Annotated in this window: 13 protein-coding genes and 1 rRNA gene; 11 read left to right on the forward strand and 3 right to left on the reverse strand. The window is 67.4% G+C overall.

What is annotated here, in order from left to right; all coding sequences use genetic code 11:
• Nucleotides 1–329: 329 nt before the first annotated feature.
• The 4 genes from folE to ARC63_RS02510 all read left to right on the forward strand — a co-directional run bounded on the left by folE (nucleotide 330) and on the right by ARC63_RS02510 (nucleotide 6,608).
• Nucleotides 330–941 carry a GTP cyclohydrolase I FolE gene (gene folE / locus ARC63_RS02495; RefSeq protein WP_004141296.1) on the forward strand — a complete coding sequence of 204 codons (612 nt, stop codon included), beginning with the start codon at nucleotides 330–332 and terminating at the stop codon, nucleotides 939–941.
• A gap of 112 nt (nucleotides 942–1,053) precedes the next feature.
• Nucleotides 1,054–2,523 (forward strand): DUF3375 domain-containing protein, encoded by a 1,470-nt coding sequence (locus ARC63_RS02500; protein WP_010487509.1) that lies wholly within the window; start codon nucleotides 1,054–1,056, stop codon nucleotides 2,521–2,523.
• Entirely contained in the window at nucleotides 2,510–3,211 is a 702-nt protein-coding gene (locus tag ARC63_RS02505) for a DUF4194 domain-containing protein (RefSeq protein ID WP_005421303.1), read from the forward strand. The genes ARC63_RS02500 and ARC63_RS02505 overlap by 14 nt, the downstream gene beginning before the upstream one ends.
• Before the next feature lie 16 nt (nucleotides 3,212–3,227).
• On the forward strand, nucleotides 3,228–6,608 hold the full coding sequence (locus tag ARC63_RS02510; protein WP_054172860.1) for an ATP-binding protein: 3,381 nt from the start codon (nucleotides 3,228–3,230) through the stop codon (nucleotides 6,606–6,608).
• Nucleotides 6,609–6,713: 105 nt separating this feature from the next.
• On the opposite strand, the gene ARC63_RS02515 is transcribed toward ARC63_RS02510, so the two are convergent.
• Nucleotides 6,714–7,493 carry a sulfite exporter TauE/SafE family protein gene (locus ARC63_RS02515; RefSeq protein WP_057502447.1) on the reverse strand — a complete coding sequence of 260 codons (780 nt, stop codon included), beginning with the start codon at nucleotides 7,491–7,493 and terminating at the stop codon, nucleotides 6,714–6,716.
• A gap of 102 nt (nucleotides 7,494–7,595) precedes the next feature.
• Between ARC63_RS02515 and ARC63_RS02520 the strand changes: the two genes are divergently transcribed.
• The gene (locus ARC63_RS02520) at nucleotides 7,596–7,988 is read left to right on the forward strand and encodes a YchJ family protein (protein WP_057502441.1); all 393 of its coding nucleotides are present in this window, start codon (nucleotides 7,596–7,598) and stop codon (nucleotides 7,986–7,988) included.
• Nucleotides 7,989–7,991: 3 nt separating this feature from the next.
• On the opposite strand, the gene ARC63_RS02525 is transcribed toward ARC63_RS02520, so the two are convergent.
• Nucleotides 7,992–9,272, reverse strand: a complete 1,281-nt coding sequence (locus tag ARC63_RS02525; RefSeq protein WP_057502442.1) for a GGDEF domain-containing protein — start codon at nucleotides 9,270–9,272, stop codon at nucleotides 7,992–7,994.
• A gap of 150 nt (nucleotides 9,273–9,422) precedes the next feature.
• Here ARC63_RS02525 and egtB point away from each other — a divergent pair, with 150 nt between their 5' ends.
• The 5 genes from egtB to ARC63_RS02550 all read left to right on the forward strand — a co-directional run bounded on the left by egtB (nucleotide 9,423) and on the right by ARC63_RS02550 (nucleotide 14,746).
• Nucleotides 9,423–10,694 (forward strand): ergothioneine biosynthesis protein EgtB, encoded by a 1,272-nt coding sequence (gene egtB / locus ARC63_RS02530; protein WP_010487520.1) that lies wholly within the window; start codon nucleotides 9,423–9,425, stop codon nucleotides 10,692–10,694.
• Nucleotides 10,691–11,665: an L-histidine N(alpha)-methyltransferase gene (gene egtD, locus ARC63_RS02535; RefSeq protein WP_057502443.1), complete on the forward strand. Its 975-nt coding sequence runs from the start codon at nucleotides 10,691–10,693 to the stop codon at nucleotides 11,663–11,665. Before egtB ends, egtD begins: the two co-directional genes overlap by 4 nt.
• An 84-nt stretch (nucleotides 11,666–11,749) precedes the next feature.
• Complete coding sequence (locus ARC63_RS02540; protein ID WP_010487524.1) at nucleotides 11,750–13,015, forward strand: lytic murein transglycosylase; 1,266 nt, start codon at nucleotides 11,750–11,752, stop codon at nucleotides 13,013–13,015.
• A gap of 40 nt (nucleotides 13,016–13,055) precedes the next feature.
• Entirely contained in the window at nucleotides 13,056–13,922 is an 867-nt protein-coding gene (locus tag ARC63_RS02545; RefSeq protein ID WP_057502444.1) for a D-hexose-6-phosphate mutarotase, read from the forward strand.
• 50 nt (nucleotides 13,923–13,972) lie between these two features.
• Nucleotides 13,973–14,746, forward strand: coding sequence for a DUF2628 domain-containing protein (locus ARC63_RS02550; protein WP_057502445.1), 774 nt, complete (start codon nucleotides 13,973–13,975; stop codon nucleotides 14,744–14,746).
• Nucleotides 14,747–14,752: 6 nt separating this feature from the next.
• Here the strand turns inward: ARC63_RS02550 and ARC63_RS02555 are convergent, their stop codons facing one another.
• The gene (locus tag ARC63_RS02555) at nucleotides 14,753–15,940 is read right to left on the reverse strand and encodes a benzoate/H(+) symporter BenE family transporter (protein WP_057502446.1); all 1,188 of its coding nucleotides are present in this window, start codon (nucleotides 15,938–15,940) and stop codon (nucleotides 14,753–14,755) included.
• Nucleotides 15,941–16,580: 640 nt separating this feature from the next.
• Here ARC63_RS02555 and ARC63_RS02560 point away from each other — a divergent pair.
• Nucleotides 16,581–16,814, forward strand: a 16S ribosomal RNA gene (locus ARC63_RS02560); the annotation flags it as partial.

A 16,814-nucleotide genomic window follows, 5' to 3' on the forward strand; every position in this document is an offset into this window, starting at 1 on the left:
GTGCGGACCAAGGTCCGCACCCACCAGGGCGGCACACCGCTTCCGAAGCCATGAACCCCCGCTTTTGACCCCGCTTTCGGGCGGTCCGGCCGCGCCCGCAGGAAACCGTCAGGGAGCGGGAAGGGCGGCAGGGCAGGACCGTGAGGCGCATGGATGCGCCGACCGAGCCCCCAGGGACGGGTTTACGGCGTGTCCTGCCCTGCCGCCCTTCCCGCTCCAAACCGGTAGCAGTCCGGCGCCGCGCGTCACCCCCGATGAACCGTCCCCACAGGACGACCCACCCCCCGGTCGGGTACGATGCTCGCCCCCCGTTCGGGACGCTGTACGCAATGAGCAAGAACAACGAAAAGGCCGCCCCGCAGGGCGACGTGACCCAGGACCAGGCCGAGGATGCCGTGCGCACCCTGCTGCGCTGGGCCGGTGAGGACCCGTCCCGTGAAGGCCTGCTGGATACCCCCCGCCGTGTCGCCGAAGCCTATGGCGACTGGTTCAGCGGTTACCGCGACGACCCGCGCGCCTACATGGAGCGGACCTTCGAGGAAGTGGCCGGCTACGACGAACTGATCGTCCTGCGGGACATCGAGTACGAAAGCCACTGCGAGCACCACATGGCGCCGATCATCGGCCGCGTGCACGTCGGCTACCTGCCGGCCGGCAAGGTGGTGGGCATCAGCAAGCTGGCCCGCGTCGTCGAAGCCTACGCCCGTCGTTTCCAGGTGCAGGAAAAGATGACCGCGCAGATCGCCCAGTGCATCCAGGATGTGCTGCAGCCGATCGGCGTCGGCGTGGTCGTCGAAGGCGCCCACGAGTGCATGACCACGCGCGGCATCCACAAGCGCGGCGTCAGCATGGTCACCTCCAAGATGCTGGGCAGCTTCCGCGACGACGCGCGCACCCGCGCCGAGTTCCTGCGCTTCATCGAAGTGGGCGGCAAGCGCTGAGCCGCTTGCCCGCACCGCGCCGGCCCCTGGCGGCCGGCATGCCCACGGCTGCCCCCGCGGCAGCCGTGCATGGCGGCTCGTCCCTGTCAGCCCTACAGACTTCTTTCGCTGCATGAAGCATCGCGAACGCATTGCCCGTTACCGCCACCTGCGCGAACAGCCCCAGTGGAAGCTGCTTGCCGCCGACCACGCCCCGGAAATCATCGGCCTGTTGCAGGGCCTGCTGATGGACGGCGAGCGCACGTTGCCTTCGTCGGTGCTCAACGAGCGCCTGCAGCGCGCGCTGGACCAGCTGGCCGGCGATGAACTCTCGCGCGAGCTGCCGCGTACCGCGCAGGCCTACATCGCGCACTGGCTGGCCCAGGGCTGGCTGGAACGCCGTTTGCCCGAAGGCGCCGACCAGGAGCAGTACGAGCTGTCCACCGCCGCACTGCAGGCGATCCGCTTCGCCGACGGCCTCGAGCAGGCCCGCGTGGCCGCCACCGAAAGCCGCCTGGCGCTGGTCATTGAACAGCTCTCGGCGCTGGCTGCGCAGACCGAAGCCGATCCTGATGCGCGCCTGTCCGCGCTGCACGACGAGCGCGACCGCATCGATGCCGAAATCGCCCGGGTCGGCACTGGCCGCGTGGTTGCGCTGGACGGCAAGCGCGCGCTGGAACGCACCCGCCAGATCATCGGCCTGGCCGACGAGCTGACCGAGGACTTCCGCCGTGTGCGCGATGACTTCGAGCAGCTCAATCGCGATTTCCGCGAACGCATCATCGACGACGAGGGCGAGCGCGGCGATGTGTTGTCGCAGCTGTTCGAAGGTGTGGACGTCATCGGCGAGAGCGATGCCGGGCGCAGTTTCCAGGCGTTCTGGCGCCTGCTCAACGACGCCGAGCAGAGCGCCCAGCTCGATGCCGCGCTGGAAGCGGTGCTGGCGCGTGGCTTTGCGCGCCGCCTGGACCGCAACGAACGCAACTTCCTGCGCAGCTTCACCAGCACCATGCTCGAACGCGGTGGCCAGGTGCATGACGTGCTGCAGAACTTCGCGCGCAGCCTGCGCGGCTTCGTGCAGAGCCGTGGCTACCTGGAACAGCGTCGCCTCAACCAGCTGCTGAAGCAGGCGCAGTCCGAAGCACTGGCTCTGCGCGACGAATTCCCCGCACAGCGTGGCATCGGCCGTGACCTGCAGTTGACCACCAGCCGCCTGCGCTCGTGGTCGCAGTGGAGGCTGCACGATCCGCGCAGTGCCCAGGTCGATGGCAATGTCGAGTACAACGACGCCGCGGCCATCAGCCTGGAAAGCGTCGGTGATCTGGTCGCTTCGTCCGAAATCGATTTCCGTACCCTGCGCCGCGACCTGCACGACCTGCTCGATGCACAGCCGCGGCTCAGCATCGCCCAGGCCCTGTCGCAGCGCGAAGCGCCGCAGGGCCTCGGCAGCGTCATCGGCTACCTGTCGCTGGGCACGCGCTTCGGCAACGTGGTTGCCGGCGAGCAGGAGCTTGCGCAATGGCGTGGTGGCGACGGCCAGATCCGTCGCGCCCGCATCCCGCTGGTTTGGTTCACTCAGGAGAGACGCCATGAGCTGGCATGAAGATCCCATCGACGCACCGCAGGCCGACGTGGCGGAAGACGCCTACGAGGCCGAGCCGGTGGCGGCCGTGGCGCAGCCCCGCCGTGGCAACGACGTGTATTACCTCGGCGATACCGGGCGCCTGCCGCTGGATGCGCGCCGCGCGCTGTGCCAGCTGCTGATCGGCCCCAGCATCGACCAGCTGCGTCACGCCAAACTGTGGCCGGCGCTGATCCGCAGCGAGGCGGCCATCCGCTCGTCGCTGGCGGACCTGTTCCTGGAACTGGTGCTCGATCGTGACAGCGGCGTGGCGTTCACCCGCCAGGCCGATACCGAAGACGTTGATGCGCCGGTGCTGCTGCGCACCTCGCCGCTGACCTTCATCGACTCGGTGCTGCTGCTGTACCTTCGCCAGCAGCTGGCCGAGGCCGATGCGCGCGGCAACCGCGCGGTGGTCGCCGATGCCGAGATGGCCGAAGCGTTGGCCATCTACGAAAAGAACCTGTCCACCGACCGCGCCGGCTTCAACCGCCGTGTCGCTTCGGCGGTGCAGAAGATGAAGGACAACCACATCCTGACCCGCCTCAGCGGCCAGGAAGACCGCCACGAAGTCTCGCCGGCGCTGAAGCTGCTGTTCTCCGCCGAAGACGTGTCCCAGCTCTCGGCGGTCTACCGCCAGCTGCGCGAAACCCCGGCCGCCGAGGCCTGAGAGACCCGACCATCGCATGGCTATCTCCAAGCACACTCCCGCCCTGTTCAACGAAGGCCTGCCGGACCCACGCCTGCAGCAGTTCCGCATGCGCCGCCTGCAGGTGCACAACTGGGGTACCTTCAACGGCCTGACCGAAGTACCGATCGCCGAGCGCGGCTTCCTGTTCGTCGGCCGTTCCGGCTCGGGCAAGTCGACCCTGCTCGATGCCATGTCCGCGCTGCTGACGCCGCCGGCCATCGTCGACTTCAACGCCGCCGCGCGTGAAGCCGAACGCAGTGGCCGCGACCGCAACCTGGTGTCCTACGTGCGTGGCGCGTGGGCCGACCAGCAGGACAGCGGCACCGGCGAAATCGCCACCCAGTACCTGCGCAAGGGCGCCACCTGGACCGCGCTGGTGCTGGAATACCGCGCCGGCGATGGCCGCGTGGTCAGCCTGGTGCGCCTGCTGTGGATCTCCGGCAACGGCACCTCGGCTGGCGATGTGCGCAAGCACTACATGATCGCCGAGCGCCCGTTCGACATCGCCAAGGATCTTGGTGGTTTCGACCTGGACCTCCGCAAGCTCAAGCAGAAGCTGTCCGACCTGCACCACTTCGACACCTTCTCCGGTTACGCCGAGCGCTTCCGCGACCTGCTCGGCATCGACAACGAGATGGCGCTGCGCCTGCTGCACAAGACGCAGTCGGCGAAGAACCTGGGCGACCTCAATGTCTTCCTGCGCGACTTCATGCTCGACACGCCGAAGACCTTCGACGCCGCCGAGCGCCTGGTCAGCGACTTTGCCGAGCTCGATGGCGCGCACCAGGCGGTGGTCACCGCGCGCCGCCAGGTGGAAACCCTGCTGCCGGCACGCGCCTACTACAACGACCTGAAGGAAATGCATCGCCAGCGTGGCGACGACGAAGCGCTGAAGCTCGGCGTCGACAGCTTCCGCGAAAGCCGCCGCCAGGCGCTGATCGAAGCGCGCCTGCGCGAGATGGACGTGCGTGACCGTGGCCTGCTTGGCGAAGAAGCCCAGCGCCGTGCTGCACTCGACAACCACACCGAGCGCCTGGCCGAGCTGGAACTGCAGCGCCGCCAGCAGGGCGGTGAGCGCATCGAGGAACTGGAACGCGAGCAGGGCCGTGCTGAAGCCGAGCGCGACCGCCGCCAGGCCAAGCGCGAGCAGGCACGCCAGGCCGCGCAGCAGCTGCAGGCTGAACTGCCGGACGACGCCCACGGCTTCGCCGAGCTGGTCGAGCGCGCGCAGAACGAACTGCAGGACCGCCAGCGTGCCTCTTCGGCGCTGGACGACGCGATCAGTGATCGCCTGGGTGGCAAGCGCGATGACGAGCGCCGCTTCGGCGAAGTCCGTGCGGAACTCGAAGCGATGCAGCGCACGCCGTCCAACATCCCGGCCCCGATGCAGAAGCTGCGCGCGCGCCTGGCCGAGGAAACCGGCATCGCCGAAGCGGCGCTGCCGTTCGTCGGCGAGCTGATCCAGGTCCGCTCGGAAGAGCAGGGCTGGCAAGGGGCCATCGAGCGCGTGCTGGGCGGCTTCGCGTTGTCGCTGCTGGTCGATGACAAGCACTACAACGACGTCGCCGAGTGGGTGAACCGTACCCACCTGGGCATGCGCTTCACCTATTACCGCGTGCGCCGCAACGACGATGCGTTTGCGCGCGAGCCGTCGGCGAAGTCGCTGCTGCACAAGCTGGAACTGCGCGAGCACGTGTTTGAAAGCTGGCTGCGCCGCGAACTCGGCAAGCGCTTCGACTACGAGTGCGTGGACGCCAAGCAGCTGCGCAACGTTGACCGCGGCATCACCCGCGAAGGCCAGGTCAAGCATCCGGGCGACCGCTTCGAGAAGGACGACCGCAGTGCGGTGGGTGACCGCCGTCGCTGGATTCTCGGCTTCAACAACCACGACAAGGTCGGCGCCTTCGAGCGTGAAGCACAGGAACTGGCCAAGCGCATCGCCGGCTGCGAGACCGACATCGCGCGCCTGCGTGGCCAGCGTGATCGCGACAACGAACGCCGCCTGGCCTGCCACGAGCTGGTCAGCATCAGCTGGAACGAGATCGATATCGCCGCCCCGCAGCAGCGCCTCAGCGATATCGAAGCGACGCTGCGCGACCTGCGCGAAGGCAATGCCGACCTCGCCAAGCTGGCCAAGCAGATCGATGCGGTGCGCGCGGACATCGAACAGTCGCGCCGCACCTATGAAGACGTGCGTGTCGAGCGCGGCCAGCTGGTCAAGGAGCGCGATCGCCTTGACCGCGCACGCCAGCAGAGCCGTGCGCTGGTGCTGCCGAGCCTGGCCCAGGAGCAGGAAGCCGGCCTCGCCGAGCGCCTTCAGGAGCAGGGCCCGCTCAGCCTGGAAACGCTGGAAGCGCACATGCGCCAGGTCAGCAACGCGCTGAACGAGCAGCTGTCTTCCTCGCAGCAGGACCTCAACCGCATCGAGAACCAGCTGATCGGCTGCTTCCGTCGCTTCATCCAGCAGTGGCCGGAGGAATCGGGCGACTTCACCGTCTCGGTGGCCTCGGCCGAGGACTTCCTCGCGCGCCTCGAGCGCCTGGAACGCGATGGCCTGCCGCAGCACGAAGAGCGCTTCTTCGACCTGCTGCAGAACCAGAGCAAGAACAACCTGCTGGCCCTGCAGCGGCACAGCGCCGAGGCCCGCAAGTCGATCGGCCAGCGCCTGGACGAAGTGAACGCCAGCCTGGAACAGGTGCCGTTCAACCGAGGCACGCTGCTGACCATCGAACTGAACGACCGACGCCTGCCGGAAGTCGGCGAGTTCCACCTGCAGCTGCGCGAAGTGCTGTCGCAGCAGCAGACCGAGCAGCGCGAGCTGGCCGAATCGCAGTTCACCGTGCTGCGCCAGCTGGTCAACCGCCTGGGCTCGCAGGAAGGCGAGGACAAGCGTTGGCGCGAGCTGGTGCTGGACGTGCGCATGCACGTGGAGTTCATCGGCGTCGAGCTGGATGCGGAAACGCGCCAGCAGGTCGAGATCTACCGCAGCGGCGCCGGCAAGTCCGGTGGCCAGCGCCAGAAGCTGGCCACGACCTGCCTGGCGGCCGCGCTGCGCTACCAGCTCGGTGGCGCCGACAGCCAGCTGCCCAGCTACGCCGCAGTGGTGCTCGACGAAGCCTTCGACAAGGCCGATAACGAGTTCACCGCGCTGGCGATGAACATCTTCGACAACTTCGGCTTCCAGATGGTGGTCGCCACACCGCTGAAGTCGGTGATGACGCTGGAACCGTTCATCGGCGGCGCCTGCTTCGTCGAGATCAGCGGCCGCCACGACTCCGGCGTGCTGCTGATCGAGTACGACGAAGAAGGCAAGCGCCTGAAGCTGCCCGAGCGCAGCCGCCAGCAGGCCAACGAACCGGAAGAAGCCGAGGCCTGAGCGCCTCGGTCCATCTACCTGTAGAGCCGAGCCATGCTCGGCTGCTCTTCGCGACCTGAAACAACGTGCCAACCAAGGTTGGCACCTGCCATTTCATAACGTCCCTCACGAACCGCGGAACGTATCCCACGCCATCCGCGCGATCAGCACCACCACCAGCCCCACGAACAGCTTGCGGATGAACGGCGTGCCGCCCTTCAGCGCCAGTCGCGTGCCCACCACCGAACCGATGATGTTGGCCGCCGCCATCGGCAGCGCGAACAGCCACAGGATGTTGCCGGTCGGCACGAAGAACGAGATCGCCGCAACATTCGTCGCCAGGTTCACCACCTTCGATGCCGCTGACGCGCGCAGGAAATCCAGGCCGAAGAAGCGCACGAACAGGAAGATCAGGAAGCTGCCGGTGCCCGGCCCGAAGAAGCCGTCGTAGAACCCGATCGCCGCACCGATCGCCAGCGCGATCGCCAGCTCGCGGCGACCGATCTCCTGCGGGCGGTGCAGCGCGCCGAAGTCCTTCTTCCACAGTGTGTAGGCCAGCATCGCGATCAGCAGCACCAGCACCAGTGGGCGCACCGCGTCCTTGTGCAGCAGGCTTACCGCCGTGGCCCCGGCGAAGGAGAAGATGAAGGCCGTGCCGGCCGCGAACAACACCGGCTTCCACGGGAAGCGCACGTTGCGCGCATAGCGCCAGGCCGCCGCACCGGTACCGAACATCGAACTGAACTTGTTGGTACCGAACAGCATGGCCGGCGTCTGCTGCGGCAGCACCGTGAACAGTCCCGGCAGCTGCACCAGGCCACCGCCACCCACGGCGGCATCCACAAGACCGGCGATGAAGGCGATCACCACCAGCCACCACAACTCGGGGGGAACCAGTTCCAGCACGGCGATCAATCAAGGTGGGGGCGCGACAGCATACGCCTGTCCTGTACCCGGCGACCTGTGCCGTGCGTGGATCAATCCGCGCAACCCGGCGACAATGCTGATATGAGCCGAAAACCTGCCGATCCCTGTCCCTGCGGCCTGCCCGCCGACTATGCCGCCTGCTGCGGCCGCTTCCACGCCGGTGAAGCCGCGCCGGATGCCGAGCGCCTGATGCGTTCGCGCTACAGCGCCTATGTGCGGGGCCTGGCCGACTACCTGCGCCAGAGCTGGCACCCGGATACGCGTCCGGCCGAGTTGTCGCTGGATGATGCGCCCGGTCAGCGCACGCATTGGCTGGGCCTGACCGTGCACGAGCACACCGTCACCGGCGCCGACAGCGCTGAGGTCCTGTTCACCGCGCGCTACCGGGTGGGCGGCGGCAGCGCGGTGAAGATGACCGAGCACAGCCGCTTCCTGCGCATCGAAGGCCGCTGGTATTACCTCGACGCGCTCTGAGTCTCAGCCACCGCGTACTGCCAGCACGCCCTGCCCGGCATAGGCGCGCACCTGGTTGCGGCCGCCGTCCTTGGCGACGTACAGCGCCTGGTCGGCAGCCTTGACCACGGCCGCCGGCCGCGGACCGACGCGGGTGTCGGCCAGACCGATGCTTACCGTTACCTGCACTACCTGTCCGCTGCCGCCGCGCCCGCGCTGCTGGCGCCCGGCGTCATCGTCGCGGCTGCGGGTGCTGCGGTCACGCAGCTGCATGCGCGTGTCCTCGATGCTCTGCCGCAAGGCTTCCACGGCATCGACACAGGCCATTGCCGGGCGGTCCAGGAACACCACCGCGAACTCCTCGCCGCCATAGCGGAACGCACGTCCACCATCACCGACCCGCGCCAGCCGCGAGGCCACCAGGCGCAGCACGTCGTCGCCGGTGTCGTGGCCGTGGGTATCGTTGAACGATTTGAAGTGGTCCACGTCCACCATCGCGATGCTGTAGGTGCCGCGTGCCCGCTGCAGGGTCTCGTTGAACGCGCGGCGCCCGGGCAGGCCGGTCAGCTCATCGCGGAAGGCCATGTGGAAGGACTCCTGCAGCATCGCACCCAGCATCAGCAGCAGGGCAGCGCTGCTCAGCGCTGGCAGCAGCACCGGCTGCAGGAATACCCGTGGCAGCATCCACCACAGGCACAGCAGGGCCAGCAGCATCGCCGTGTGCAGCGGCCGCGGATGCCGCCAGGCCTGCCAGCCCAGCGCCGCCGTGGCCAGCAGGAACAGCAGCGCCGGCAGCTGCGCCAGCGCGTTCCAGTCGGCCGGGATCCACGCCCAGTGACGGTTCGACAGCAGATCGTGCATGCCGCGCGGCTGCTGCGTGGCCAGCAGCAGGAAGATCAGCAATGCCGTACCGCTGGCGACGGAGCGCAACAGCAGGTCGTGGCGGCGACGCCCGCGCTCCGGCCACAACGACAGGCCGGCGAACAGCAATGGCAGCCACGCCGAGATGGCATGGAAGCGCAGGGGTGTCAGCGCGCCGACATGGCCGCTGCGCAGGTAGCCGCCCACGTCCTGGTGCAGCAGCGCGAACATGACCGCCACCACCAGCAGAAGGCAGAGCGGACGTACCTGGTGGTAGAGCAGGGCCAGGCCGGCACCGAGGCAGGCCAGCAGCCAGGGCAGGATGCGCTGCGCCGGGCTGGACACGTCTGCGGTATCCAATGCGGTCCATACCACTACGGCAACCAGCAGGGCGGGCAGCACGAACAGGTAGTGCGCAGGCTGGCGGAGCGGATGCAGGGGCAAGCAGGAATTCCAGCGCGGTGACGACGCGGCCGCAGCATTGCCGTTAGCGGCGTTCGGGGTGGCTTCTTGAATGCGGCAGGCTCATCCATGTGAACGAAGTGACGCTGAACCATGACATTGCACTCACCGTCCAGCGCCGATGCTGCCCACATGGACAGCGTACCCGCCGCCGTCGCTGCCCCGCAGCACGATCTCGCCCACCAGTTCGCACGGGTGCGTGCGCGCAGCATGCAACTGGCCGCGCCGCTCAGCGCCGAGGACGCCATGCTGCAGAGCATGGCCGATGCCAGCCCGAGCAAATGGCACCTGGCCCACACCACCTGGTTCTTCGAACGCTTCGTGCTGGCGGGTTTCACTGCTGCACCGGCGCATGACCCGGCCTGGGATTACCTGTTCAACAGCTACTACAAGAGCATCGGGCCGGCGCATGCCCGGCCGCAGCGTGGGCTGCTGTCGCGGCCATCGCTGCAGCAGGTGCGCGACTACCGCCAGCAGGTCGATGCACAGGTGCAATCGCGGCTGGCGGCAGGCGACCTTGATGAGCAGGCACTGCAGCATCTGCAGTTGGGCCTGCAGCACGAACAGCAGCACCAGGAACTGCTGCTCACCGACATCAAGCATGCGTTCTGGTGCAACCCGTTGCAGCCCGCCTACCGCGAGGACCTGCAGCCTGCCGCCAGCGCTGCCAGTGCGCAGGGCTGGATCGAATCACCCGAGCGCATCGTCACCGTCGGTGCCGCAGCCTGGCCGCAGCACGCCGCCTTCGCCTACGACAACGAATCGCCGGCGCATCGCGTGCTGCTCCCCGCGCATGCGCTCGCTGAGCGTCCCGTCAGCAATGCCGAGTACCGCGCCTTCATCGACGCCGGCGGCTACCGCGAGCCGCGCTGGTGGCTCAGTGAAGGCTGGGCAATGCGTGAAGCCGAGGACTGGCGGCATCCGCTGTACTGGGATGACGCCCTGCAGCGCGAGTACACCCTGGGCGGTTGGCGCGGACTGGATCCGCACGCGCCGGTCTGCCACCTCAGCTACTACGAGGCCGATGCCTTCGCTCGCTGGGCCGGCGCGCGCCTGCCCAGCGAGTTCGAGTGGGAGGCCGCTGCCGCGTCGCAGCCGCTGCGCGGCCATTTCGCCGATGATGATCGGCTGCACCCGCAGGCAGCGCAGGGCCGTGGACTGCGGCAGCTGTTCGGCGATGTATGGGAATGGACCCACAGCGCGTATGGCGCCTACCCGGGCTTCCGCCCCTTCGCCGGCAACCTCGGTGAATACAACGGCAAGTTCATGTGCGGGCAATGGGTACTGCGGGGCGGCAGCTGCGTGACGCCCCGCGGCCATGTGCGCGCCAGCTACCGCAACTTCTTCATGCCACCGGCGCGCTGGCAGTTCTCCGGGCTGCGTCTGGCCAGGGACCTCGCATGAGTACGGTGCAGGATGCGCTGCAGGCGTTGACCGATCTCACCCCCGGCCGCCAGCAGGTCCTCACCGACGTGGTGGCCGGGTTGTCGCGCACGCCCCGCCAGCTGCCGTCCAAATACTTCTACGATGCACGCGGCTCGCGCCTGTTCGAGCAGATCACGCAGACCCCCGAGTACTACCCCACGCGCACCGAGCTGGCCCTGCTGGCGCGCGTGCTGCCGGACATCGCCCGCACCGCTGGCCCGCGCCTGCACGTGGTGGAGCTGGGCAGCGGCAGCGGACGCAAGACCGCGCTGCTGCTGGCCGCGCTGCAGAACCCCGTGGCCTACACCCCGATCGAGATCTCGCGCGCCGCGCTGCTGTCCAGCATCGGCCATCTGGCACCGGCGCTGCCCGAGGTGGAGATGCTGCCGGTCTGTGCCGACTTCACCCATCCCGTGGCCGTGCCCCTGCCCGAACGCGAGGCCGCGCGACGACTGCTGTTCTTCCCCGGTTCCACGCTGGGCAACTTTGAAGGCGAAGACGCCGTCGCCCTGCTGCTGGCGATGCGCCAGACGATGGGGCGCGACGGCCTGGCCCTGGTCGGGATCGATCTGCACAAGGACCCGGCCCTGATCGAGGCGGCCTACAACGACGCGCAGGGCCTCACCGCCGCATTCACCCTCAACCTGCTGGCGCGCCTCAACCGCGAGATCGGCAGCGACTTCGATCTCGATGGCTTCCGTCATCGTGCCCGCTACAGCGTCGCGCGGCTGCGCATCGAGACCGATCTGGTCAGCCAGCGGGCACAGGACGTCCATCTGGATGGCCGGACCTTCCACTTTGTGGCCGACGAACCGATTCGTGTGGAGTACAGCCACAAGTACACCGACGACAGCTTCGAGGCGCTGCTGCAGGAGGCGGGACTGCAGGTCACGCAACGCTGGAATGCCGACAGTCCCGCCTACGGCCTGCGCCTGCTGCGTGCCATCTAGGGCGGACGGCCAGCCGGTGCCCCTTCAGGTTCAGCAGTACCGCTACCCCTAAGATGGCCGTGCAACGGCAACACGGAGGACGCCATGCCCATTCTGACCACGCTCGGCCTGGCGGCCGCTCTCGCCTCGCCCCCCGTGCTGCCTGCAGCATCCAATGCCACCGTCGATCCGGCCTTCAGCCGCTGCCTGGCGGGCTTGCAGGCCACCGCTGCGACACAGGGCATCAGTCCCGACCGTTTCAACGAGATCACCGCCGGGCTCACCCCGGACCCCAGCGTGCTCGGCCTGCTCGATGCGCAGCCCGAATTCACCACGCCGATCTGGGACTACCTGGCCGCGCTGGTCGATCGCCAGCGCGTGGCTGATGGTCGCGCCATGCTGCAGCAGCACCGCGACCTGCTCGATCGGGTCTCGGCGCAGTACGGCGTCGATCCGGCCACCATCGTCGCGGTCTGGGGCGTGGAGAGCGACTACGGCCGCGTGTTCGGCAAGCGCCCGTTGCTGCAATCACTGGCCACGCTGTCCTGCGCCGGCCGTCGCCAACCCTTCTTCCGCGGTGAACTGCTGGCGCTGCTCAAGCTGATCGACCGCGGGGACCTGCAGGCCCAGGGCCTCACCGGTTCCTGGGCCGGTGCCTTCGGGCATACGCAGTTCATGCCCAGTACCTATGCACGCATTGCCGTGGACGGTGATGGCGATGGCCGCCGCGATCTGGTCGGCAGCGTTCCCGATGCGCTGGCGTCCACCGCCAACTACCTCAAGCGCGCCGGGTGGCGCAGCGGAGAGCCGTGGGGCATGGAAGTTCGCGTTCCTGCCGGCTTCAACGCCAGCCAGGCGGGGCGCACCCAGCGTCGCGCCCTGGCCGACTGGCGTGCGCAGGGCGTGACCGCGCTGGATGGCAGCGCGTTGGCTCCGGTCAACCTGCCGGCGGATGCGCGCGCCGCCCTGCTGCTGCCGGCCGGCAACAAGGGCCCGGCATTGCTGGTGTTCCGCAACTACGACGCGATCTACAGTTACAACGCCGCCGAAAGCTATGCGCTGGCGATCGCGACGCTGGCTGAGCAATTGCGTGGCGGCAACGGTCTGGCCACCGCCTGGCCGACCGATGACCCGGGCCTGGGCCGCGATGAGCGCCGCCAGCTGCAGACCCTGCTGCTGGCCCGTGGCCACGACATCGGTGCCGCCGACGGCATGATCGGTACCGCCACGCGTCGCGCGATCCAGACCGAGCAGCAGCGCCTGGGCTGGAGTGAGGTGGACGGCCGCGCCGGCCAGCGCATCCTGCGCACGCTGCAGGAAGAGGCCGCTATCGCACCCGCTGGGCAGAAGGCCTTGCCGGCGGCACGTTGACCGCGACATCATCCCCGCGGTCTTCAAGGAGCGTCATCGCATGCAGTTGAATCCGGACATCAGCACCGGCCTGTATCACGGCCTGGAGGCCTGGCAGGTGCGAACCGCCAATGCCACGGCGGTCGTCAGTGTGTTTGGTGGCCAGCTGCTGTCGTTCATTCCCGATGGGCAGCCCGACCTGCTGTGGCTTTCGCCCACGCGCGCCGAGCTGCCTACGCCCATCCGCGGTGGCGTTCCGGTGTGCTGGCCGTGGTTCGGGCGCCAGGGCCAGAGTGCCGATGTACCGGCGCATGGCCTGGTACGTACCGCGCGCTGGGAGCTTCTGCAGGCCAGCCAGAGCGATGACGGTGAGGTCGAGCTGCAGTTGGCGCCGGCGCCCTGCACTGATCCCGGCCTGCGCCTGCAGATGCAGATGCGCATCGGCCGCCAGCTGCGCCAGCAGCTGGTCACCCAGAACACCGGAACCTCGCCGGTGACCTTCACCCAGGCCCTGCACAGCTATTTCCGGGTGGGCGATGCCAACCGGGTCGAGGTCGAGGGCCTTGATGGCCTGCAGTACCTGGACAAGTACGAGGACTATGCGCAGCTGCGCCTGCAACAGGGACCGTGGTCATTGCGCGATCCGCGTGATCCCGGTCGCAGCGATCGCATCTATACCGGTGCCGGCGGCCATTACGTACTGCGTGACCCCGTACTGCAGCGGCGGATCGAGATCCGCAGCGAAGGCAGCCAGACCCTGGTGGCCTGGAATCCCGGTGCCGAGGCCGCAGCCAGGATGTCCGATGTCGGCGATGGGTGGCACGATTACGTCTGCCTGGAAGTGGCCAACGCAGGCCCGGAGCAGATTACGCTTGCGCCGGGTGCGCGCCATCAGCTGGTGCAGACCCTGACCAGTGCCGCGCTGTAGGCGCTGGCAGCGATTTCAGTTTGTCGATGCAGGTAGCAAGGACGGAAAACATGCAGGAAGCACAATGGTGGTACGCCAATGGCAGGCAGAGCAGTGGGCCGGTGGATCTGGCCGGTCTTCGCCAGCTGCAGCAGGAAGGGACGGTTACGGCGCGCACGCTGCTCTGGTGCGAAGGCATGCCCTCATGGCGGCCGTTGTCGGAACTGGAGCAGGCGTCCACGCCCATCGAGGTGGCCCCGGCCCCGGATATCGACGCAGCCCCTGCGGTTGAGGGCATCGCGCCGAGTGTCGGCGATCCGTCCGATCCCTATCGAGCGCCGGTCGCTGTACCGGATAGGGCCGTGGCTGCCGGGCTGGAGGGCGAGATGGCCTTGTACGCCAGCGTGGTCGGCGGCAACTTCCCGATCTACCGCCAGCGCTGGCGGCTGGATCAGGGCATTGCCACGGGCAGTGGCACCTGGCACTGGCCGGCCTTCCTGCTCGGCCTGATCTGGATGATGTACCGCAGGATGTACCGCCTGGCGGCGATGTGGGCTGGCCTGCTGTTGCTGATCAGCGTGGTGGAGACCTTGCTGGACGTGCCGGATGGCCTGTCGCTGGTCATCACCTTGGCACTCAGCATCACCACCGGCATCTTTGGCAACAGCTGGTACCTGGCACACTGCCAGCGCCTGATCGCCCAGGCCCGAGCCATCACCGGCGGCGATGACGCACGGCTGCGCAGCGAGCTGACCGCGCGCGGCGGCACCAGCGTGGTCGCCACACTGATCGCCATCGTCATCGCGGTGGTACTGAGCACCGTCGGTGCCGCATTGGCGGGGTAGGGTGGGTCAGCGGCCCTGACGGGGCCGCAGCACCAGCAGGCACAGCGCACCGGCCACCAGGCCCCAGAACGCCGAGCCGATGCCGGCCAGTGAAACGCCCGAGGCGGTGACCAGGAAGGTGACCAGTGCCGCCTCGCGGTCCCGCTCCACCGCCAGCGCACTGGCCAGGCTGTTGGCGATGGTGCCGAACAGCGCAATACCGGCCACGCAGGCCACCAGCTCCTTCGGGAACGCAGCGAACAGCGCGGCCACGGTGGCACCGAACAGTCCGATGACGATGTAGAAGGCACCTGCCGCCATGGCGGCGGTATAGCGTCGTGCCGGGTCCTCATGCGCATCGCGACCCATGCAGATCGCCGCGGTGATTGCCGCCAGGTTCAGCGCGTACGCCCCGAATGGTGCCAGCAGCGTATTGACCACACCGATCCAGCCGATCAGCGGCGACACCGGGGCGTCGTAGCCGGAGGCCCGCATCACCGCCACGCCCGGAATGTTCTGCGAGGCCATGGTGACCACGAACAGGGGCAGGGCGATGCCGGCCACCGCCGTCCAGGACAAGGATGGGGTCACCCATTGCGGTACCGCCAGTTGCAGCTGTACCTGCTGTGCGTGCAGCAGGCCACGGCTGGCCGCGACCGCGATGCCGACCAGCAGGGTGGCGATGACCGCATAGCGCGGGAACAGGCGGCGTCCGGTCAGCCAGGTGGCAAACATCGCCAGCGCCAGCACCAGCTGGGTGTTCATGGCCACGAACACGTCCAGACCGAAGCGCAGCAGCACCCCGGCCAGCATGCCGGCGGCCAGCGCCATCGGCACCCGCTGCATCAACCGGGCGAAGATGCCGGAGAAGCCTGCCAGCATGCCCAGCACCGCGGCGAGCAGGAATGCACCGGTGGCTTCAGCGAGCGAGGCGCCACCGGCACCGACCACCAGCATTGCCGCGCCCGGTGTCGACCACGCGGTCACCACCGGCACGCGATAGCGCAGCGACAGCCCGATGCAGGTGACACCCATGCCCAGTCCCAGTGCCCACATCCATGAGGCGATCTGTGCCTGGTTGGCACCGACGGCTTGTGCAGCCTGGAACACGATGACGGCCGAACTGGCGAAGCCAACCAGCACAGTAATGAAGCCGGCAACGAGGGCCGGTACTGAAAGGTCGCGCCACCATGCTTGCCGCACCTGCATGTTCATTGCCGTCTCTCCTGTGTGCATCCATGCATTGATAGCGGTTGCGGCGTTGACCGCGCAACGCGCGGGCAACGCCGCAGCGATCTTCGAGCGTACGCCATGCCTGATGTCGCGGTGCTTCTGTCATCACCATGCAAAAAAGCGCTTGACGAAATCTGCAGGATCTCTAGAATTCGCTCCCTTGCTGCAGCGCACCGCTTCTTCGGAAACGGCACGCAAACAGCAACGCCACCACCGACGAACGAGATGATCGAACGAAGGTGTTGACGGACTCGAAAAGTCCGGCATAATAGGCGGCTCGCAACGACGAAAGACCCTCGGGTCCAACGACGAAGCAGCATCGGCAACAACGTCCACCCCGGTGAGACGGCCTTGAAAAAAGGTGTTGACGAAGCAGAAAAGCCGGCTATAATGGGCGGCTCGCTACGAAGGAAACTTCGCAGCACACGGGAACGGCGCTGAGGCCACTTCCCCGGATCTTTGAAAGTATGCGCAGGTATCTTGTGAAGGCGCCTGCAGGAAGGATGATTGTCCATCTTGCAGACGTTTGATCAAGCAACTATTAATTGTTTTAAAGCAAGCGATACGTTGCCAGAATCACTCATCTGCAGCTTTAAATTTTGATCTTCGGATCATGTCGTTTTAAGTGAAGAGTTTGATCCTGGCTCAGAGTGAACGCTGGCGGTAGGCCTAACACATGCAAGTCGAACGGCAGCACAGAGGAGCTTGCTCCTTGGGTGGCGAGTGGCGGACGGGTGAGGAATACATCGGAATCTACTCTGTCGTGGGGGATAACGTAGGGAAACTTACGCTAATACCGCATACGACCTACGGGTGAAAGCAGGGGACCTTCGGGCCTTGCGCGATTGAATGAGCC

It is taken from the genome of Stenotrophomonas geniculata ATCC 19374 = JCM 13324 (assembly GCF_001431625.1).
GTDB classification, from domain to species: domain Bacteria; phylum Pseudomonadota; class Gammaproteobacteria; order Xanthomonadales; family Xanthomonadaceae; genus Stenotrophomonas; species Stenotrophomonas geniculata.